We start from the raw sequence: 21,575 nt of genomic DNA on the forward strand, positions 1-21,575 counted from the left end.
CTATTGAGAGCTGGTTCCAGACTTAGGAGCAATTAAAATGAGTGATGCGTGGCGCGCTCTACATGCGGAACTGTTTGCGGTAGTCGCGTGGGGTGGAGCCGGTGGTCTTTTTGAAGACGTGGGTCAAGTAGTTGTAGGTGGCGTAGCCGCAAATCTCGGCGATGTCCTGCATGGGCAGGTTGGTTTCGGCTAGGAGAGTGCGGGCTTTGTTGATGCGGATACGTCTAATCTCGTCGATGAGGGAGCGACCGAAGGCTTTTTGGAAGCGGCGTTCGAGGGAGCGGCGAGCCATGGGGACGGCTTTGAGGATGTCGGTCATGCTGATGTTCTTGAAGGCGTTGGCCTGCAGGAATTCGACAACCTGTACGAGCTTGGGGTCTTCGACAGCGAGGGTATCGGTGGAGAGGTGCTCGATGATGCCGCGTGGTGGGAGGTAGATCGGCTCGCTGGAGACTTGCTTGCCTTGCATTTGCTCGTGCAGGAGCGATGCGGCCTTGTAGCCGATTTGATCGGTGGGCGAAAGGATGCCGGATAGGGCCGGGAAACAGGCGTGGCTGAGGAGTTCGTCGTATCCGCCGCTCAAAACCGCAACGTCGTGCGGGACTGAAATGTTGGCGGCGAGACAGCAATCGACCACCTCGCGAGCGAAGTGGTGACCCCAGGCGAGAACGCCGACGGGCTTGGGGAGTTGCTTGAGCCAGCCAATGAGCGCTTGCGCTTCATCGGGAGCGTCGGAGCGTGGGCGAAAGAGGTTGAAGGAGAGGTCGGCGGAGTCGGCGTTCGATTGGAAGGTGTTGGCGTACCAGGTGGTGTTGGGATTTCCGGCGGGACCTATGAAGGCGACGTTGCGCAGTCCGCGGTCGACGAAGTGGCGAATGGCCATGTCGGCGCCGATGGCGTCGTCGGTCCGGATGACGGGGGCGGAAAAGCCTTCGAGTGGGGTGTCGGCTACGTTGACGATGGGGAGGCCGGCATCCCTGATGTTTTGGGCCAGCTCGGGGGTGGTCACGCGGGCGATGATCCCGTCGCCGCTCCACCCTTTGGGCAATTCTTTCGGCTCGCGGGGAGTGCTTTCGCTGATGTAGAGATGCCAGGGGCCGACTTCCTTGACGTAAGCGAGGATGCCTTTGATGAGGCGGCGGCCCCATTCGTTGGTGGTGCTGACGAGAATAGCGACTTTGGGGATGTTTTCGTGGCTACTCATTTTCTGGGGGTTGGTTGGTTTCTGAGGGGATGGGATCTTGCATTGTGGTGCGGCGCGAGCGCCGACCCTACATTTGCTTTGCGTCGGCTACAGGTTTACGCCGGTGCCTTGGACTTGGCTTTCGTTGCCCCAGATAATTTGCCAAGGGTCGCGGGTTTCAATTTGGAAGGCTTTGATCTTGTCCTGCATTTTGGTGAGCAGGTCGGCGTGTTTGTCGTCGAGAGCGAGATTGTTGAGCTCGTTGGGATCTTTGGAGAGATCGTAGAGTTCGAACTCGGCGCGGAACAGGTAGTCACTCACCTTGCGGTTGCCGAAGTACTCCTTCTCGGCTCGGTGAATACCTTGCCAGGTGGAGGCGGCCCAGAGGTCGGAAGCGAAGGGGTAGGGCTGGCGGTAGGCGACGTTCCAGATGAGCTTGTAGTTGCCCTCGCGCACGACGCGCATCGGGTAGTACATGGTGATTTCGTGGAAGATGTGTGAGGCGTAGATCTCGTTCCAGCCTTTGGGATTCTTCTTGTTGAGAATCTTTTTGAAGGAGCGTCCGTGGAACGCGTCGGCATCGAAGTCGGCTCCGGCGAAATCGAGCAGGGTAGGAGTTAGGTCTGCCCAGCTGATCATGGCGTTGTTGACGAGACCTTGTTTTGGGGAGCGAGGGTCTTTGACGATGCAGGGGAGTTTGATGCCAGGCTCGTAGACAGTGGTCTTGGCTCCGGGGAAGGCGATGCCGTTGTCGGAGATGTAAATGATGATGGTATTGTCCGTCTTGCCGGCCTTTTTGAGCAGCTTCTGGAGCTTGCCGAGGCCTTGGTCTATCCGGGAAACGGATTGGTAGTACTGAGCCATTTCCTCGCGACATTCCTTGGTGTCGGGGAGGAAGGGAGGCACGATGACGTCCGCCGGGTCGTACTCGACGACTTTTTCGCCGGGGTAGCCGCCAGGGGTGTTACCGAAGCTGTTGGGGGCGTCCCATGGATCTGGCTTGAAGGGGTGTCCGCGGTGTGGGTCGTCGGGGCAGAAGTAGAGGAAGAAGGGTTTGTCTTGATTGATGACGTCCTTGCAGGCCGTGGCCATTTCGATGGTTGAGCGAGGGTCGGCCTGGAGAGTCGTGTTGAAGCGATAGACCGACTCGGGGGCGAGGTGGTATTTGCCGATGCGAGCGGTGTGGTAGCCTTCTTCTTCGAGGAGGACGGGGAGGGACTTTTGGTCTGCGAAGGTACTGAAGTGGTGGTAGTCGTGGGTGTGGCCGTAGGAGCCGGTGCCATGGCCGAATTTGCCGGTGAGGATGACGGAGCGGCTGGCGGCGCAGCTGGCGCTGGTGCAGTAGGCTTGGGTAAAGCGGACTCCTTCTTCGGCGAGACGGTCCATATTTGGCGTCTTGATGACGGGATTGCCGTAGCAGCCAAGGGCGTCCATGCCGTGGTCGTCTGAAACGAAGAGTATGATGTTTGGCTTATCGGCAGCTGCGGCGAGGTGGGCGAGCGCTGCGAATAGGAGGGAGAGGAGGATGCGTGTGGGAATCATGGGTAAAATAAGTGGGGATGCGGAGTGTCGGTCGTTGGGGCAAGAGGGGGGCGGGTCGACGCCCCGCCCTACAGTTTAGTGTGCTACTGGACGCCGGAGTATTGTTCGACCTCCATTTCATTTTCCCATTTAATCAGTTTGACTGTGAGCTTTTGGACCTTTTCCGGATGCTGGGCGGCGAGGTCATTGGTTTCGCCTTTGTCTTGGGAAATGTTGAAGAGCTGGAGTTTTCCGCTGCGGTAGGCGAGCAGCTTCCAGTCGCCTTCGCGGACTGAGGCGTAGAGGTCCTCGTAGGCCCGATAGCCGTAGATGGGCTCGCCTCGTTTGAGCAATTTGTTCTTCTTGATGGTGCTGAGAAGGGAGGTTCCGTCGAGGTCTTGAAATTTGGATACATCGCCTCCTGCGATTTCGACGAGGGTTGGGAAGAGATCGGTGGATTGCACGACGCTGTTGTTCTCGGAACCGGACTTGGTGACTCCTGGCCAGTGGAAAACGAATGGGACGCGTGCTCCTCCTTCGAAGAGGGTGTCGTGGCGTTTGCCTCCGTGGAAGGGGGAGTTGTCGAACATGCCGCCTTGGTCGGAGAGGAAGATGACGATGGTTTCCTTCTCAATGCCTTTGTCTGTGATGGCTTGGCGGATACGTCCGACGGAGTCGTCGAGCGACTTTACCATGGCGGCGTAGTGGGCGTAGCGGCCTTCGAGGCCTTTTTCTTGGAAGTGCTTCACGTAGTCAGCTCGTCCATCATGAGGACCGTGCACCGTGTAGTACCAGAGGGAGAGCATAAAGGGCTGGTCCTTGTCGTAGTCCGAGATGAAGTCGACGGTTTCGTCCGTGAGCTTGTCGGTGAGGTAGCGCTCTTTTTCGCCTTTGTAGACCTCGGAGTTGACGAAATAGGGCGGGTTGAAGCCTTTGGGGTGGCCCCAGTTCGAGGTGCCGATTTGTTGGTCCCAGCCTTGGTGGATCGGGTGATAGGGCTCATGGCCGAGGTGCCATTTGCCGACGAAGAGGTTGTAGTATCCGAGCTCTTTAAGGGCTTCGGCGTAGGTCGTGTGCTCGAGGTGGAGCCAATTGGGGATGGGAAATTGAGCGGGATCGGTTGGCCAGAGGCTGGTGGGCTCCTCGGTCCGGCCGAACTTGTCGAAGCCGTTCTTGTTGGCGGCGGTCGGAATGTGACGAACCATCTTGATGCGAGCCGGGTGTTTTCCGGTTACGAGGGTAGCTCGGCTCGGGCTGCAGGTAGGGGTCGGAATGTAGGCCTGTTGGAAGTCGAGTCCTTCGTGGGCGAGGGCGTCAATGTTTGGAGACTCGAAAACGTCGGGATTTCGGTAGCCGAGGTCGGACCAGCCCATGTCGTCTACGAAGAGGAGGACGATGTTGGGCTGTTCTTTAGCTTGTAGCGGGAGGCAACTTAATAGCGCCAAGGTAGCTGTTGCGATGAGCTTGATTGGGGGATTCATTGATTAGCTCTGTTTGTCTTTCTTTTTAGCCTTGGCCTTGGCTTGCTTAGCCATTTTGCCCCAGGCTTGGGTTTCCATCAACTCGCCTGCTTCGAGGCGATCCCATAGGTCGGGGTGTTTGGCTTTGATAAATTCGCGAGAGATGCCGGCTCCGAGGCCTTGCTCAGGTCGGCGTTGGCCGAGGTCCTCGAGGCCGTAGTCCTTGTTTTCCGACTGCCAATCTTCTTCGAGGGAACGCATTTCGGCGAGCACGTTTGCGTACTCTGGATTGAGGGCGAGGTTGTTGAGTTCGTGGGGATCGTTTTCGAGATCGTAGAGTTCTTCGACGGGCTTTTCGTCCAGGAAGTGCGTCATCTCAGCATCGCTGAGTTTACCCTCCGCCTTTAGTTTGCGCATTACGTGGAGGGCGGGGCGGTTGAGTTCGAGGTAGGCTTGGCTGGTGTTCCAAGGTACCTCTGGCATGTGGTTTTTGATGTATTTGAATTTCTTGGTCGTGACGCTGCGAGAGCACTCGTCGATTTCGTCCCAGATGTCGCGAGCGGAGCGGACGTAGTCGCGGTACTGAGGATTCTCGACGCCGAAGATAGGCTTTGAAGTGATGTAGTCTGGGATCTCCGCGCCTGCGAGTTCAAGTATGGTGGCGGAGATGTCGGTGGTGCAGATGAGTTCGTCGACGATTGTGCCTGCTTCGACGTATCCAGGCGCCCAGACGATCATGGGGACGTGAATGCCGGGTTCTTGCAGGTAGCCTTTGCCACGAAGGTTGCAGCGACCGTTGTCGGCGATGAAGATGATGATGGTGTTCTCGTACATGCCCTTGGCCTTCAGGTCCTGAATGATGAGGCCGATTTCGTTGTCCATGTATTCGACAGTGTCGAGATAGGCTGCCCAATCGTAGCGAATTTCGGGAGTGTCGGCGAAGTAGGGCGGGAGCTGTATTTCGTCGACGGATACGGGGTCTTTGGAGGCTTTTCGGATGGGATTCCACCAATCTCCTCGATGGGTGACCTTTAGTTGGACCTGATTGAAGAAAGGTTGGTCCTCTGGCTGGGGATCGCCGATCTTGTCGAAGAGTCCGAACTGGGTCTTCCCATCGTAGGGGCCGGTTGCCTCGGTTTTGAAATTACAGTCGATTTTCGTGCCCTTTTGCATGACGAGATCGCTTCCGAGGATGCAGGTGTAGCCGGCGTCCCGAAGGAAGGAGGTGATGGGCTTGTAAGGGGCGGCGAGAGGGACGTCGCGGTTGCTACGGTGGTGGTGGGCGTTTATCTTTGTCTGGTGCACTCCGACCATCATCGAGGAACGATTGGGGGAACAGATGGGATTCGCACAGTAGGTACGATCAAATCTCGCTCCTTCTTCGGCGAGACGGTTGAGGTTTGGGGTCTGCACGCCGGGAGTTCCGTAACATTCGAGGTCGGTACCCATGTCTTCCGCCATCAACCATATGATGTTTGGTTTTGTGTTGGAACTTGCAGAGAGATAGGGACTTAGCAGTGAGGCGATGATTGCGGTCGCAACTAGGTTGAAACGTTTGAGAGTCACGATGGTTTGGTAGTCTTTATTTAAAAACGCCGTATTTCGGGCGATGGGATAAGTGCATAGAATAGCAGAAAATGCCGTTTTCGAAATGCGAAAAGGCGTAAAACACATACGTGTTTGCGACATTTGTATAAGGGGAAGGGCAAGGAGATCGATTTCTGTTCGCTGAGAGTTTTTTTGAGGGCGAAATGTATCGATGAAATGGCTACGCTAGAACGGATTTTGTTTAGAGTGCCCCTGTCGACTTAGGGCGAGTTTTCTTGTTTGTGAAGGCTGTGGTGGAATCGTCCGACGTGGTGATGCTGGGGTGGTTTAGGTACTTGTAGAATTTATCGAAAAATGCCGTGTTTCAGGCTAAATTCAGCTCGCCGGCGGTCCTCAGCTTTCTCATTTATCTGTTTCAACTCATCCATCTTTGACCGTTTGGCTCGGCCGCGGTTAGAACTCGGTCAGCGTTAGACTAGGGAGTTTTCGCTTCCTTAGAATTGTAACCAGTGAACGAATCGAAATTACCCCCAAAAAAATTAAATCTGCGATCAGAGAATTGTGGTCGAGTAGACCGCTTGTAGGGCCGTTCGAATACAAACCCATAAAATTTAGAAGTTATATATCGCTACTAATATATAGCACCCAAAAGAGAAAAGAGTATATGAGAAAGAGAGAAACCCCTTTGTTGTTGAGCGTTCTAGCTGCAGTGCTTTTGGCTTCCCTGAGCTTGCAGGCGAGCGCGAAAGACCTGAAGATGTCTGACGTAAAGACCAAGTTCGCAGCTAACCTGGCTCTCTGGTACGGTGGCAAGAAAGCTCCCATGCTTGAGAAGATCGAAAAGGCGCATGCTGATGGATTCGATGCGATCGAGTTCTGGCAATATGGTAAGGAAGACCTTCCCGCGATCGCGGCCAAGTGTAAGGAGCTCGACATGACAGTCGTCCAGTTCACTGCTTGGGGAAAGTCGATCACTTCAGGCGAGAACATCGATGAGTTCGAGGCAGGCATTAAGGATGCGTTGAAGGCTGCCAAGATTCTTGGGGCCAAGAAAATGACTGTGGTGGGCCACAAGTGGACCAAAGGACTCTCCGAGGAGGAGCAAGTTGCAAACTACACAGCGGCTATGAAGCGTGTTGCTCCTCTTTGCGAGGAAGCGGGTGTCATGATCATCATCGAACCTTTCAATCCGATCAATCACGGCCACAACTTGCTCAATGGCAGCCAGCTCGCAGTTGAGATCTGCCGCGAAGTCGATTCGCCAATGATCAAGATCAACTGGGACTTCTACCACATGCAGCTGACGGAAGGCGCGTTGATCACTTATCTCGAGCGAGGGATCGATCAGGTTGGTTATCTCCAATTGGCCGATACGCCAGGTCGCCACGAACCGGGTACAGGCGAACTTAACTACAAGGCTATTCTCAAGGCTGCGTATGATCTCGGGTACCGTGGATACGTGGGGGTCGAGTGTAGACCCAAGGATACCGAGAAGAAGGCTGTTCAACGACTGCTCAAAAACGCGTACTAAGATTTTAAGGACATAAAGGATTTGCTATGAAAGACACCCCATCGACCAACTCAGCGACAAGCCGTCGTAGTTTCATTCAAAAAAGCGCGGTAGCTGGTGCCGGCTTCATGATGATGCCCAGTGGCTCTCTGTTCGGGAAGACCTCCGCGAACAACAAGCTCAATATCGCTCTCATCGGGGCGTATGGACGCGCGAAGGCGCACTACCAGACCTTGCACAATGAAAACGTGGTCGCGATCTGTGACGTGAGCGCGGAAAACTTGGCGTTTGCTCAAAAGGAGTTTCCAAAGGCGAAAGCTTATACGGACTGGAGAAAGTGTATCGACCACAAGGGGATCGACGCGGTGCTTTGTTGTACGCCGGACCATCACCATGCGTTTATCTCGAACTGGGCGCTGAATCGGGACCTCCATTGCTACATGGAGAAGCCGTTGGCTATCACGGTCGAGGAGGCTCGCATCGTTCGTAAGACTTATCTCAAGAAAAAGAAGAAGCTCGCTACTCAGGTAGGGATGCAGCGTCATGCGATGGAGAATTTCCCACGCTTGCGCGAGATGATCCTCGATGGAGCGATCGGCACTCTCAAGGACGTGCATGTCTGGGGTAATCGTCAGATTCCAAAGCCAGGCTATCTTCCAGCAGCGGGCAAGCCGCCGGCCGGTCTCGACTGGGATCTTTGGCTCGGACCGTCTCCAGATCACCCATACAATCCTGAGTACTTTGTGGGCCGACCAGGTGCGAACTGTCTCCAATGGAACATGTACTGGGACTTTGGCATTGGCCAAATGGGCGATATGGGAAGCCATACCATGGATTTGATCTGGAATGTGATCGACGCCGATCTGCCAGACAGTGTGAAGGTGAGCTCTCCGGAGGCTTTCAACCCGGACGTGACTCCTGTTAATCTTACTTCGTCCTTCATTTTCCCGAAGAATAGCTGGCGTGATAAGCTCCGCGTAACTTGGTACCAAGGTGGAGCGATGCCAAAGTCACCGTCGAAGTGGGTCGATCTGAACAAGATTGGTCACGGAGCTTTCTTCAAGGGAGACAAGGGCTTCATCATCGCTGACTTCCGAAGCCGTATGCTCTATCCGTTTGGAAGCAATGCAGACTTGTCCTACTACACGCCACGCAAGAAGAGTGATCAGATCCCGCCGATCGACAACTTCCAGGAGCAGTGGACAAGTGCTTGTAAGCAAGGCGATCCCTCAAAGACTGCGTGTAACTTTGAATACAGCGCGAACATGATCGAGACGATGTGTCTAGGACTGGTAGGCTACCGGGCGGGTATTGGCGAATCCCTTACTTACGATGGTAAGAAGGGTAAGATCACCAACCTCGCGAGCGCGAATCAGTATCTGACCAAGCCTTACCGCAAGGGGTGGACAATGAACGGCTAGTCGCTCGTTAACTCTTTTGCACAAAAGCCTCCCTGTTTCGGGGAGGCTTTTTTCGTCTGATGCTAGTCCTCAACGGACCACAGTGGAGAAGGTTGTGAATGGCCGCTGGGACAGCGGCCGCTACCTTAGACTGTAGGGGCCAAAGATTATGGATTTTATCTTAGGTCGCCGATGATTTCTACCTCGGGGTGTTTGGTTTGGAGCTTGGCGATCGTCTCTGTTGAGATTTTTGTTTCACCGAGGTAGAGGGTTCGGAGATTTGGGAGCGTGGGGAGTTCTTTGAGGATATCGTCGCCCGTTGGCGTGCCGTAGAGGTTGAGGGACTCTAGGTTCTCGAGGTCTTCCAAATGCTCGAGGGCGTCCTCATCGACTTCGGTATTGCGAAGGGAGAGAATCTCTAGTCGCTCAGCGTTTTTCAGGTGCTTGAGAGCATTGTTGCTGATAGCGGTATCGGAAAGATCGATACGTACGAAATTTGGGACGAGCTCTTTTGTGGCCTCTAGGGCGTCGTTGTCGAAGTCTTCGGCTTTGCCGTTTGGTTTGAAGCGGAGCTTGGAGGAGGTGAGGCTCATGAACTGGACGGAGTCGCGGACTTCTGCGCTGACGGTCTCTAGGAGGGCTTCGACATTGCCGCGGTTGGCTTCATCGGCTTTGCGAGCTTCTTCTTCTGCGGCTTCAGCTAGCTCCTCTTCGGTAGGCTCGGGAAGTAGGCGGTAACCGGTGACGAGGAAGGGGAGGATGGCTGCGGGCGCTTCAGCTCGGGCCATGACGACATCCGCTTTTGCTCCCTCGTCAATCCACCACTTGATGACGTCGATTTCCTCTTGAGTCATCTGGTGCTCGTCTTCCGGAGGCATGTGCTCTTCGTCATCCATCGGTAGCTCCATGAGTTCGACGAAGAGGCTTTCATAGCTGTCGCCTGGTTCGATGCAGGGACCGAAATCCCCACCGAGCATGAGGGCTTCGTAGGTATCGACGCGCAGCTTCCCTTTTTTCTTTTTCGGTCCGTGGCAAGAGACGCATTTGGCGTCGATGATAGGGTGGACGACGTCCGTGTAGGGATTGAATGGATCTGGTACGAGTGGCAGGATCCCGTATTGGGCTTCTGGTGACGTCTCTTCCTCTTCGGCTAGCCAAGGAGCGTTGGCGAAGGGATCTCCGTGGACCATGAGGCCGCCGGGATGGCTTGCCAGAACGAGGGTCGCAGTGATGGCGATGAGGGAGAGGAATCGGATGAAACCGTTTTTCTTGAGAATGTTGACCGCAAGGGTCGACCAGCAGATGGAAGTGAAAATGCCGGCAGCCCAGAGGTGGTCGTTAAGGAGCTCCTTTTCGTAGCCGCCTTCTTCGCCGAGGAGGTAGCCAGTCGCAAAGGAGAGGGATGCGGTGAGAGCGGTGAGGAACCAGAGGAAGTTACGAGCGCCCGTTTCAGCGTGCTTGTTGAAAATGCTGGCGAACTCGAGGGCGAGCACTGCGGCGACGAGGCCGATGGGGAGGTGGAGTACGAGCGGGTGGAAGCTTGCTATGAACGGCGTCCATGGAGAGCTGGCTTCTTCGCCGGCTTCGAAGAGCAGGGGCGCGAAGGCGAAGAGGGCGGCTAAGAGGAGGTAGAGGGTGGCAAGTGCTCGTTTCATGAAGGAAAGGGAAGGCGTCGGGCGCTAGGCCCCAGGGAATGCGTTGGAAGGGATCTTGGTTTCTTGATGTGTGGTTGGGTATTAGGAAGGTCCGAGCAGATGGGACAAGGGTGGATTTTGTTTAACTGTTTTTAGGGGGGGCGTGACGGGTGGCGGATTTGGTTGTGGGTGGCAACGACGGAGCGTTGCCCTCCGAGGGGGGAGTGATGGGGGATGAATTTGGTTTAGGGAGGCTACGACGGAGCGTAGCCCTCCGGGGGCGCCTGAGTTTGTTCTGTTTAGGCGTGCCGCGGCGGGCACGCCCTACCTTTATTAGGCGAGGACGTCTTTTACTACGTGGCCGTGGACGTTGGTGAGGCGGCGTTCGAGACCGTTGTTGTAGAAACTGAGTCGTTCGTGGTCGAGGCCGAGCAGGTGTAGAATGGTGGCGTTGAAGTCGTAGACGGAGGTTTTGCCTTCGATTGCCTTGAAGCCGAATTCGTCGCTGCGTCCGTAGGAGAAGCCTTTTTTGACGCCGGCGCCCATCATGAAGCTGGTGAAGGCTTCGGCATTGTGGTCGCGGCCGGTGCCGTTGGCTTGCAGGAAGGGCATGCGTCCGAACTCGGTGCACCAAACGACGAGGGTGTCTTCCAGGAGCCCGCGTCGTTTGAGGTCTTTGAGTAGGGCGGCGGTTGGCTGGTCCATGATCTCGGCTTGCATGCCGTGGGTTTTGTGAATGTTGCCGTGGGAGTCCCAGTTGGTGACGCCGTTGCCGCCGGAGGCATCGGAGCCGTTGAAGAGCTGTACGCAGCGTACGCCCTTTTCGATCATGCGGCGTGCGAGGATACAGTTTTTTGCGTATCCACTTTTTAATTCATTGGAGCTGTCGGCTCCGTATTCCTTGAGAACGTAGTCGGGCTCGCCGTCGATATTGGTGAGCTCGGGGACTGAGAGTTGCATCTTGCCAGCCAGTTCGTAGGAGGCAATCCGGGCGGCGAGCTCTGAGTCGCCGGGATTTTTCTCGAGGTGCTTGGCGTTGAGGCGTTCGATCGCGTCGACGGTGGCTTTGTTGTGGGCGTCGCTGATGGAGTCCGGCGTCGCGATGTTGGGAATGGGCGAGGCGGCTGAGAAATTGGTGCCTTGGAAGGAGGCGGGGAGGAAGCCGTTGCCCCAGTTGTTTTTGGCGGAGCGTGGCATGCCGCGTGGGTCGTTGATGGCGACGAAGGCGGGCAGTTCTTGGTTTTCTGTGCCGAGGGCGTAGGAGACCCAGGAGCCGATAGACGGGAATCCTTCGAAGGTGAAACCTGTCGACATGAAGTTTTCCGCGGTCGGGTGGGCGGAGGTCTCGCTGTGGAGGGCGTGGAAGAAGGAGAAGTCGTCGACCATGCCGCCGAGGTTGGGCAGAAGATCGGAGACCATTTTTCCGGATTGGCCTCGGGGGCTGAAGTCCCAGAAGGGTTTGTGTATGTTTCCGGAAGGGCCTTCGAAGGTGACGGCGGGCATTCCAGGCGGCTTCATGCCGTGGAATTTTGAAAGCTCTGGCTTGTAGTCGAAAGTGTCTACATGGCTTACGGCTCCGGCGCAAAAGATGATGAGCAACTGCTTGGCCGCGGGATCGAAGTGGGGTGGCCGAGAGGCGTAAGGATTGTTGGGATCGATGACGGGTCGGATAGGGGTCTTGTCGCTGGAGAGGCCGATTTCCGAGGCGAGTAGCCCGTCGTTTTGTAGAAGGTTGAGCAGCGAGAAGCTACCGACGAGGCTGGCGGTGTCGCGTAGGAACTTGCGGCGGTCGAGGAGGTGCTGGCCGAAGAGGGAGAGCTTGGTGGGGTCTGGTTTGTTCATTTGGCTGAAATGGCTTTCACGGTGCGGCAATGACGGAGCATTGCCCTCCTGTTAGTTGAGGTAGAAGAATTCGTTGAGGTTATAGAGGGTGCGGGCTACGGAAGGTAGGCCGTTGGTGTTGGCGAGGGCGCGTGTGACGTCGAGTTCGTCGGTTTCTGGTTGACGACCGATGGTGAGCATGAACATGTGGCGTAGTTGGTCGTCTAGTACGGGGCCTGCTTCTTCGGTGGCACGTTTTGCGAGATGTTCTGCTTGCTGAACGACGAGATTGCCGTTCATGAGATTGAGCGCTTGCAGCGGAGTGGTGGAACGAGTGCGTTTGCTTTGGATCTGAGCGCAGTCGGGGAAGTCGAAGGCGGTGAACATTTGGTCGTCCACGCGTCGCATTCTCTGTTGGTACAGCATGCGGCGCCAGGTGTGCGGGCCATAGTTGTCGACGACTTTCCACTGGTCGTAGCGGAGCTTGGGCTGGTAGATGTGGTAGCCGAGCCCTCCTGGGGTCAGGTCAATGGTGCCCGCAGCGAGGAGTATTGAATCTCTTAATACTTCGGCTTCAAGCCAACGTGGAGGAAAGCGCCAGAGCAGGCGGGTGTCGGAGTCGACTGAAGACCATTGCTCGGAAGGTGCACTTGAGCGGCGGAACGCGTCGCTGGAGAGCATTTGGCGAAGGGCGTACTTGATCGACCATCCGTTGTCCATCAGGTCGGAGGCGAGCCAGTCGATGAGTTCGGGGTGAGAGGGAGTGCCGCCGGCCTTGCCGAAATCGCTTGGTGTGCTGACGATGCCGGTGCCGAAGACTTGGTGCCAGAGGCGGTTGACCATCACGCGAGAAGTGAGCGGGTTGTCTGGAGCTGTAAGCCAATCGGCAAAGGCGGCACGGCGTTCTGGGCCGGGGGTGTCGCTGCTTTGTCCGAAGTCGCCGTCAAGTATTTCCATGGCCATGGGAGTGACTTCCGCACGTGGGGAGGTGGGGCTGCCACGGTACATTACGTGCATTTTGGTGGGCTTGATTAGCTTGCCGATGAAGACTGGCGGAGGCGCTTCTTTGTCGTGCTCGAGAGCGAGTTCGTTGAGGCGGTCGATGCGTTGTTGGCTTTCTGGGTTTTTCTCAATTTGTTCGGCGTCGACGACGGTTAGCCATGTGCCGTCCTGCTTGAGGACTTCGATGCTTTGGAATGACCATGGGACTTCGCCTCCGACAGTTTCGCCCTTCTTGTTGACCATGTACTGCCAGCCGTAGTGGGCGAGGCGATTGACGCTGAGCTCGGCTCGAGAGAGTGTTTGCTCGTCGTTGAAATCGATTCGTACCCAAGGAGTTGATACGCTCTCGCCTTTCTTGTGTTTCCAGACGAAGAAGTTGTCGAGGCGGTCGTCGATGAGGTAGTCGACGGGGCGGGTGGCGTGTTCTTCCTTTTTAGAGCTGGATATTTGGATACCGTCTTGCTGAGTGAGGTTTTGGGTAGAAGTGGCGCTGGCGTAGAGCTGGATTTCGTCGAGGGAGAAGTTGCCCGGCTTGAAGTTGAGGCGGATCGATTTGGTGGTGGACTCCGGGAAGTGGACTTTGAGGTGGTCGGGCCACTTTTCGACCCAGCCTTGCTTGTTTTCGAATTGGGAGCGTTCTTGAGCTATGGCGCTCATGATTCGCTGGCCTGCTGCGGAGCGCGGATGCTCCGCGGGTAGATCAGGGGTGCGGTAGTCGTACTCGATGTCGTTGAAGACAGCGGCCATGGAATAGTAGTCCTTGATGGAGATGGGGTCGAACTTGTGACTGTGGCAGCGAGCGCAAGCGAAGGTGAGCCCCATCATGGAGGAGCTCACGCTTTGGATGGTTTCGTCGAGGCGGTCGAAGCGTGCTTGTTTGATATCAGCCGGTTGCTGGCCTACGGTGGAGGCGGGTGCGTGGGGACCGGCGACGAGGAGGCCCATGCCGAGGTCGTTTCCGAGGGTATCACCTGCGATCTGCTCTTTGACGAACTGGTCGTAGGGTTTGTCTTGGTTGAAAGATTCGACGACGTAGTCGCGGTAGGGCCAGGCGTTTTTTCGAAATTCGTTGCTTTCGTACCCGGTGGTCTCGGCCCAGCGGATGGTGTCTAGCCAGTGTTGAGCCCAACGTTCTCCGTAGTGGGGTGAGGCGAAGAGCTCGTCTAGAAGTTCTTGATACGCTTGGTCGGGATTGGCTTTGAAATCGGTAGCGAACTTTTCGATACGCTCGGGGGCAGCGGGAAGACCGGTGAGTACGATGGAGGCTCGGCGGATGAGGGTGTGCGGCTCTGCAGCGGGATTGGGAGTCAGATCGTGTTCGGAGAGCTTTTCTTGGAGAAAGGCGTCGATGGGGTTGGCGGAGCCGTTTGCTGGTATGGCTGACTTTTCGATTGGCTGGAGGGACCAGAGATCGGTGGTCTTCTTTTCCTCCTTGGCATCCATTTGGCCCGGCCATTTGGCGCCTTCTTTAACCCATTGCTCGATGAGGGCGATTTCGGAGGGATCGAGCGGCGCTCCCTCGCGTGGCATGCGGAATTCCAGGTCGTCGCTCTTGAGGCGTTTGAGGAGCTCTCCTTCTTCAGGGTGTCCGGGCACGAGAACGAGGGCACCGAGGTCGCCTCCTTTGAGCATGGAGATGCGGCGGTCGAGTCGCAGATTTGACTCCTGCTTGTCTGGGCCGTGGCATCGGTAGCATCGTGACTCGAGGATGGGCTCGATTTGAGTGTGGTAGTCCACGGGGCTCTGGGCAAAGAGGGCGGTAGCGCTAGCGGTCAGACATGCGGCTAGGGTGCCGAGAAACTTTCTAGGGTACTGCATGAAGCGAAGTCGAAATGGTGTTTGGGGTGGGGGAAGAATCGTTTTCCCTGCGACATCTTAACTTATACTTCAGATTAGAACCCGTTTACACGTGCGTTTTTATGCACTTTTTGGCCTTTCTGGCACAGGATGTTGTTCAAAAATGATTTTCTAGATGCCCTAGTTTAGGAGTCTAGTTGCCTGTTCTATGTAAAATTTGATTTAAGTGGTGAGGGGCAAAACGTTCGAGGAATAGTAGGGTGCGCAAAAGTCGAACTAGCGATCTGGATCGAGGCGATTTTGATTGGCTCGAGAAGCGGGATGTTCATTGCTTGCCCCGATGACGACGATTGCGGGACCCGAGACTCGATACAGCCAAAGACGCCTTTGGGCGCCTGCGATCGGGGTGATGGCGGTTTTGTTCGTCAGCTCGCACTTTTCCGGAGTTCCGGCGGGGCCGAAGATTATCGGTTTCGACAAGGTGGCCCACTTTTTCGTGTTCGGACTTTTGGGTACTTTGATGTTTCGCCGGATTCGTATCCGATTTTTGGAACATCGGCGTTGGGTATGGGCGTTCGCTGGAGCGATGCTTTACGCGTTGGCGGACGAGGTTCTGCAGTTTTTCAATCCGGATCGCAGCTTCGATGTGCTGGATTGGGTAGCTGATGCCGCAGGAGCGGCTGTCGCGATCTTTGTGTATCGCAACTGGGGCTGGTACCGCCGGCTGCTGGAATGGGAGATTTGGAGCAGGAAGTGAGAAGCGGACCTCCTGCTCTGAGCGGCTACGGTGAGCGTCGCCGTTGCTAAACTTAGCAGGGGAAGGAGACGGTGACTGTGGTGCCGACGTCTTTTTTGCTTTTGACGGAGACTTCGGCGCGGTGCTGGTCGATGAGCTGTTTTACGATGACCATGCCGAGTCCGAAGCTTTGTTCGCCGGAAGTGCCGACCTGAGAGGTGCGGGCGGAGGGGTCGAAGAGACCGTCGATCTTGTCCTCGGGGATGCCGATTCCGGCGTCGATAACGGAGACGTGGAGTTTTTTGGTGGAGTCGTTGCGTGTGAATTTTACGCCGACCTCGCTGCCGGGATGGCTGAACTTGATGGAGTTGGAGATGAGGTTGTTGAAAATGCGTTTGAGGGCGTTTTTGTCGCCGGCGACGGTGAGGCGTTGATCGGTTTCGCCAGCGGTATCCAGGGTGAGGCGAATCTTTTTGGGAGAGGCCATGTGCTGGAGATTGCTGATGCAGGACTCGATCTGGGAGGCGAGCTGGACGGGCTTGAGCTCGAGGCTGGAGCCGTCTGACTGGACGCGGCCGAGCTCGAGCAGGTCGCCGATGATGGAGTTGAGGAAATCGGCGGAGGACTTGATGTGCTGGAGATACTCGAGGTTTTCCTCTGAAAGCTCTTCGTCGAAGAGCATGAGGTCGGCGAACCCTTGGATGCCGGCGAGCGGGGCGCGTAGGTCGTGCGAGCAGATGGAGAGGAACTTGTCCTTCATGGTGTGGGCTCGCTTGAGCTCGGAGACGTTGCTGCGGAGCTGGTCGCCGAGAATCTTGGAATTGATATGAACGGCGGCCCGAGCTTGGACTTCGTCGAGCGAGAAGGGTTTGACGATGAAGTCGGAGGCTCCTGCGCGGAACATTTTGAGGATGTGGTCCTTTTCGCCGAGACTGGAGAGGAAGATAATGGGGAGGTCGCGGTAGCCGAGCTCGTTGCGGATCTTGTGGCAGAGCTCGTCTCCGTCCATTTCCGGCATGAGGTAGTCGGTGATGACGAGGTCTATCTTGTCGGCTTCCTTTTTGAGGGCTTCGATAGCGGCCTTGCCGTTGGAGGCTCCGATCACGTTGAGTCCCTTCGCCCTTAGGCCGATGGTAAGGAGGGAGCGGATTGATGAGCTGTCGTCGACCACGAGCACGGTGTGGCCGCGGATACCGTCGTGCGCCTTCTGGGCGCGTTCGATGGCCATGCTCAGTTCCCCGGGGAGGAAAGGTTTCGACATGTATTCGTTGCCGCCCGCTTGGTAGCCCTTTTGGCGGGATTGAATGGTGTCGTTAGCCGTGATGAAAATGATGGGAAGTTCCGAGAAGGCTTTGGGGACGCCTCCGTTTCTGATGCGGTAGCAAGTCTCGTAGCCGTCGAGGCCTGGCATGTCGACGTCGAGGGTTATGAGCTCTGGCTCGAGTTCGGGGATCTTTTCTAGGGCTTCGTCTCCGCTGGCTGCCTCGACGACTTCGTGCCCGCTGGCGAGGAGTTCTTTGCGGATGCGGCTGCGAGTGGTGGAGCTATCGTCTACGACGAGAATCTTCATAAGGGAGGGATTTGGAGGATCGGTGAGTCGGCTGGTGGAGAGTGGAATTTTGTGACGATGCCGAATGGGAGGAACTTCAGCATAGTCAAAGTTCTCGAATGAGCAAAGGATTGAAGTGTAAAGCATTCGAGAAAAACTGCTTAGAGAACGGTTTGACCGTCTCTCGGCAGGGTCTTTGCGGGATTCGGTCATTTGTATATTCGGCGGCTTGCCACCTGAGATTTAGCCAATTCTAATCGGGAATCTATGAGTAAGGCCTCCGATCTGAAACGAATTGAAGAACTCCGCTCGGCGGTTCGTCGACATGACGAACTGTATTATCGTCAGGCGGAGCCGGAGATCAGCGACTTCGACTACGACGCGTTGAAGCGTGAGTTGGCGGAACTCGAATCGGCCAATCCGGAGTTGCCGCTGGGGGACTCGCCGAGTTTGGCTGTTGGTGACGATCGAGTGGATGGTTTCGCTAGCTACCGGCATTTGCAGCCGATGCAGAGCTTGGACAATACGTACTCGCAGGAGGAGTTCGTGGCATTTGTTGGGCGCGTGGAGAAAGGTCTCGAGATCGAAGGGAAGAGCGCTCGCATGACAGTGGAGCCGAAGATCGACGGAGTTGCGGTGAGCGTGACCTACGAGAACGGCGAACTGGTACGTGCAGTCACGCGCGGAAATGGGATCGAGGGGGACGACATTACGGCGAACGTTCGTTTTATCGAGCGGTTGCCGACTCGCTTGGAAGGAACGGTGTTGCCGGATCTGATTGAGATTCGCGGCGAGATTTTCATGCATGACGAGGAGTTCGAGCGTTTGAATGTCGAACGGAGGGAGCAAGGGCTCGAGGAGTTTAAGAATCCGAGAAATCTGGCCGCTGGGACCGTGAAGATGCTGGATCGGGAGGAGGTGGCCAAACGAAAGCTCGATATTGTGCTGTATGGCTTGGGCGAGTGCCGACCGGTAGTGGTGTCCTCGCAGAGTGAATACCGGAAGCAGTTGATCGATTGGGGGCTGCCGATTGTGGAGCGATTCTGGGAGGTCGAAGGGGCGGAGGCTGCATGGGCGGCCGTCGAGGAGCTCGACGAGATTCGCCAAGGCTTTGCGTATCCGACGGATGGAGCGGTGGTGAAGCTCGATAGCTTTCGCCAGCAAGATCTTTTAGGGGCGACTTCTAAAGCGCCTCGATGGGCGATCGCGGTTAAATATGCGGCGGAGCAGGCGGAAACTATTTTAAACAGCATCACGATTCAGGTCGGTCGTACGGGAGCGTTGACTCCAGTGGCGGAGCTCGAGCCGGTGCAGCTGGCAGGAACGACTGTATCTAGAGCGACACTACACAACCAGGAGGAGATGGCTCGTAAGGATGTGAGGATCGGAGACTCGGTGATGATCGAAAAGGCGGGCGAGATCATTCCTGCTGTAGTGCGTGTGTTGACGGAGAAGCGGCTGGAAGGGAGCGAACCCTTTGTTTTCCCCGAAACGTGTCCCGCCTGCGGCACTCCTGTTAGCAAGATTGAGGGAGAGGTCGCGGTTCGTTGCTTGAATATCGAGTGTCCGGATCAGGTTCGTGGTCGTCTGGAGCACTATGCTTCGCGTCAATGCTTGGATATCGAGGGACTGGGCGAAGCGGTGGTCGATCAATTGGTGGCGACTGGAAAGGTATCCAATATTTCAGACATCTATCGCTTGGAGTTCGAGCAGTTGTTGGAGCTGGAGAAATTTGCTGAAAAATCCGCTTGGAATCTAGTGGCGGCGATCGAGGCGAGTAAGGGCGTCGAGCTGTGGCGACTGTTGCATGGTTTGGGGATCCCTCAGGTGGGAGCTGCCGCAGCCAAGGACCTTGCCAAGGCCTTTGGCGGAGTAAAGGAGCTGGAGGGCGCGTCGCTGGAGCAGTTGATCGAGGTTGACGGGATTGGCGAGAAGACTGCGAACGGGATACGGGCTTACTTCGCTGATGAAAAGAACAAGGCGGTATTGGTATCTCTGTTCGAAGCGGGAATGAATCCCGTTGCTCCAGAGAAAATTAGCGAAGCGGAGGCGATTTTCGCTGGGAAGACCTTTGTTATCACGGGAACCCTGCCGAGTCTCAAGCGAAGCGAAGCCAAGGCGATCGTAGAGAGTAAAGGCGGGAAGGTCGCCGGGAGCGTGAGCAAAAAGACGGATTTTCTGGTCGCGGGAGAAGCGGCGGGTTCGAAACTAGCGAAAGCCGAATCGCTGGGAGTGCCGGTGATCGACGAGGCGAGGCTGCTGGAGATGGCGGGTTCGGCAACGAGCGTCTAGAGGTTTGAATATGCTGTAAATGCGTCTAGGGAGGATTTCGGTACGATTTTCCCGTGCAGCGAATTGCAGCTTGCGGCAATCACGGTCTTGACGGCTTTACCCCGGGGGTGAATGCCTCTTTTGCCAAATTTTTGAGCGCGTGTCTCTACTTACTTTTTGGCCGCATCTACCTAGAGCGAGGGCTGGGGAGTAGGGAGTGGGGGCTAAAGGAATGCCGGGATTGGACGAAGGTTTAGGTGACCACCTACCTTGCCCTTTGCCCGGGCGAATTGAACACCAATAGGAACTCATGCTTTTGACCCAGAAAACCGTGTTTCGAGCGGGAAGCCCCGCGGCAGTGTGCTCTGCCGTATCGTTTTTCTCTTTTGCTGATCCCGATTTTATCCCCTGTGGGATGTGAGTGAGGCTCTGAAGCAAGGGGATTTGGATCAGAATTAAGGCGTCTAGAAATCGGAAATATGAATCTTAACAAACTCACTCTCAATGGTAAGCTTTTGGCGTTGAACGCCATTCCTGTGGTGATCTTCACGATCGTAAGCGCGATCGCATTTGTGTCGGTATCCTCTATGAAAGAGGACAGTGGCTGGGTCGACCATACGCACAAGGTGATCCGGCATGCGCAGAACATTGTTGGAGCGGCAGTCGACATGGAAACGGGCATGCGAGGATTTCTTTTGGCGGGGAAGGATGAGTTCCTGGAACCCTATCACGGAGGCAAGGAGCGTTTCTCGACTTTGGTAGACGACCTGCAGCGAACGGTAGACGACAACCCGACTCAGGTCCAGCGGCTCGATAACGTTCGAAGTATCATCAATGAATGGCAGCGCGAAATCGTCGAGCCGATGATCGCTTTTCGCCGCGAAGTTGGGAGCTCAAAGACGATGGATGAAGTTGCAGCTGTGGTGGGCGAAGCTCGCGGCAAGAAATACTTCGATTCGTTCCGTGCGGAGATTGCCAATTTCATCGAAATGGAGGCCGAGTTGCTAGTCGTGCGTGAGGCCGCTTTGGAAAGCACTGTTTCATTTACTCAATCGGCTACTGTCGCTGGCGGTGTTGGAGCCATTTTAGCGATTTGCTTTGTCATGTTTTTTGTACGACGTTCGGTCGTGAAGCCCATCGGAACCATAATTCAGGGCTTGAGTAGCTCATCCGAGCACGTGGCAAACTCGTCCAATTTCGTATCGCTTACCAGTGAACGTATGTCTGATGGAACTACGAGCCAAGCTGCTGGCGTCGAGGAGATTTCATCAGCACTCGAGGAGATGTCGGCCATGACAGAAAAGAACTCATCTGGTTCGATCGAAGCCAATGACTTGATGAAGAACGCGAGCCAGACGATTTCGCGCTCGAATGCTCAGATGGAGGAATTGACGAAGTCGATGAAGATCGTTTCGGAGACAAGTGATCAGACTTCCAAGATCGTTCAGACGATTGATGAAATCGCCTTCCAAACGAACATCCTCGCATTGAATGCCGCTGTTGAGGCGGCTCGCGCGGGTGAGGCGGGTGCGGGATTTGCTGTAGTTGCTGATGAAGTACGCAGTCTGGCTATGCGTGCCGCTGAAGCTGCCAGAGATACTGGAAGTTTGATCGAACAGTCCGTAAATAGTATTCAGCAAAGCGAATCGATCGTGACGGAAACGGGTACTTCGTTTGAAGGCGTAGCGTCTCAGATCGACCAAGTGGCGAGTTTGATGGAGCAGATCGCCGAGTCCTCTCAGGAACAAGCTCAAGGGATTCGTCAGATCAATTCTAGCGTAAGAGAAATCGACGGTAAGGTTCAGGAAGCGGCGGCGGCTTCTGAGGAGAACGCAACTTCCGCTCAGGAAATGAACACTCAGGCGGTTCAGTTGAAGGATTATGCCCAGCGATTGATCGCTCTGGTCGAAGGAGCTGATTCTGAAAGCGTTTCTCAGCGGAGCGCAAGAGCAGCTCAATCGTGGTCGCCAACTGTGCAGCCTGCAAAAGCGGTTGGCGCGGAACCCGTGGCTGTAAGCGCTCAGACGGATTCTAACGACTTTGACCTTTGGGAGCGCTAGCAGCAGCTTGAGGGGATGCAAGCGACGCTTGTATCGATCTTTTCGAGACGGGCGGAGTCTTTAGCGTAAGGCTCTGACTCGAA

Annotated in this window: 13 protein-coding genes; 5 read left to right on the forward strand and 8 right to left on the reverse strand. The window is 55.7% G+C overall.

Annotation, left to right across the window (positions count from 1 at the left end; genetic code table 11):
* Positions 1–58: 58 nt before the first annotated feature.
* From JIN87_RS17090 to JIN87_RS17105, 4 genes are all read right to left on the reverse strand, one after another.
* Positions 59–1,204, reverse strand: coding sequence for an AraC family transcriptional regulator (locus JIN87_RS17090; RefSeq protein WP_200356811.1), 1,146 nt, complete (start codon positions 1,202–1,204; stop codon positions 59–61).
* An 87-nt stretch (positions 1,205–1,291) separates the two neighbouring features.
* Positions 1,292–2,725 carry a sulfatase family protein gene (locus JIN87_RS17095; RefSeq protein WP_200356812.1) on the reverse strand — a complete coding sequence of 478 codons (1,434 nt, stop codon included), beginning with the start codon at positions 2,723–2,725 and terminating at the stop codon, positions 1,292–1,294.
* 83 nt (positions 2,726–2,808) lie between these two features.
* Positions 2,809–4,185: a sulfatase gene (locus tag JIN87_RS17100; protein WP_200356813.1), complete on the reverse strand. Its 1,377-nt coding sequence runs from the start codon at positions 4,183–4,185 to the stop codon at positions 2,809–2,811.
* A gap of 3 nt (positions 4,186–4,188) precedes the next feature.
* Complete coding sequence (locus JIN87_RS17105; RefSeq protein WP_200356814.1) at positions 4,189–5,730, reverse strand: sulfatase family protein; 1,542 nt, start codon at positions 5,728–5,730, stop codon at positions 4,189–4,191.
* A 646-nt stretch (positions 5,731–6,376) separates the two neighbouring features.
* On the opposite strand from JIN87_RS17105, the gene JIN87_RS17110 reads away from it, so the two are divergent.
* Both JIN87_RS17110 and JIN87_RS17115 read left to right on the forward strand, forming a co-directional pair.
* Complete coding sequence (locus JIN87_RS17110) at positions 6,377–7,243, forward strand: hydroxypyruvate isomerase family protein (RefSeq protein WP_200356815.1); 867 nt, start codon at positions 6,377–6,379, stop codon at positions 7,241–7,243.
* Between the two features lie 26 nt (positions 7,244–7,269).
* Positions 7,270–8,643, forward strand: coding sequence for a Gfo/Idh/MocA family protein (locus JIN87_RS17115; protein WP_200356816.1), 1,374 nt, complete (start codon positions 7,270–7,272; stop codon positions 8,641–8,643).
* Positions 8,644–8,798: 155 nt separating this feature from the next.
* Here the strand turns inward: JIN87_RS17115 and JIN87_RS17120 are convergent, their stop codons facing one another.
* The 3 genes from JIN87_RS17120 to JIN87_RS17130 all read right to left on the reverse strand — a co-directional run bounded on the left by JIN87_RS17120 (position 8,799) and on the right by JIN87_RS17130 (position 14,897).
* Positions 8,799–10,277, reverse strand: coding sequence for a c-type cytochrome domain-containing protein (locus JIN87_RS17120; protein ID WP_200356817.1), 1,479 nt, complete (start codon positions 10,275–10,277; stop codon positions 8,799–8,801).
* A 312-nt stretch (positions 10,278–10,589) separates the two neighbouring features.
* Positions 10,590–12,098 carry a DUF1501 domain-containing protein gene (locus JIN87_RS17125; RefSeq protein ID WP_200356818.1) on the reverse strand — a complete coding sequence of 503 codons (1,509 nt, stop codon included), beginning with the start codon at positions 12,096–12,098 and terminating at the stop codon, positions 10,590–10,592.
* A gap of 51 nt (positions 12,099–12,149) precedes the next feature.
* Entirely contained in the window at positions 12,150–14,897 is a 2,748-nt protein-coding gene (locus JIN87_RS17130; protein WP_200356819.1) for a PSD1 and planctomycete cytochrome C domain-containing protein, read from the reverse strand.
* A 319-nt stretch (positions 14,898–15,216) separates the two neighbouring features.
* Here JIN87_RS17130 and JIN87_RS17135 point away from each other — a divergent pair, with 319 nt between their 5' ends.
* Positions 15,217–15,633, forward strand: coding sequence for a VanZ family protein (locus tag JIN87_RS17135; RefSeq protein WP_200356820.1), 417 nt, complete (start codon positions 15,217–15,219; stop codon positions 15,631–15,633).
* A 52-nt stretch (positions 15,634–15,685) separates the two neighbouring features.
* On the opposite strand, the gene JIN87_RS17140 is transcribed toward JIN87_RS17135, so the two are convergent.
* Complete coding sequence (locus JIN87_RS17140) at positions 15,686–17,182, reverse strand: hybrid sensor histidine kinase/response regulator (protein ID WP_200356821.1); 1,497 nt, start codon at positions 17,180–17,182, stop codon at positions 15,686–15,688.
* 246 nt (positions 17,183–17,428) lie between these two features.
* On the opposite strand from JIN87_RS17140, the gene ligA reads away from it, so the two are divergent.
* Both ligA and JIN87_RS17150 read left to right on the forward strand, forming a co-directional pair.
* Complete coding sequence (gene ligA / locus JIN87_RS17145; protein WP_200356822.1) at positions 17,429–19,453, forward strand: NAD-dependent DNA ligase LigA; 2,025 nt, start codon at positions 17,429–17,431, stop codon at positions 19,451–19,453.
* Between the two features lie 458 nt (positions 19,454–19,911).
* The gene (locus JIN87_RS17150) at positions 19,912–21,492 is read left to right on the forward strand and encodes a methyl-accepting chemotaxis protein (protein ID WP_200356823.1); all 1,581 of its coding nucleotides are present in this window, start codon (positions 19,912–19,914) and stop codon (positions 21,490–21,492) included.
* The last annotated feature ends 83 nt before the right edge of the window (positions 21,493–21,575 follow it).

It is taken from the genome of Pelagicoccus mobilis (assembly GCF_016595505.1).
GTDB classification, from domain to species: Bacteria; Verrucomicrobiota; Verrucomicrobiia; order Opitutales; family Opitutaceae; genus Pelagicoccus; species Pelagicoccus mobilis.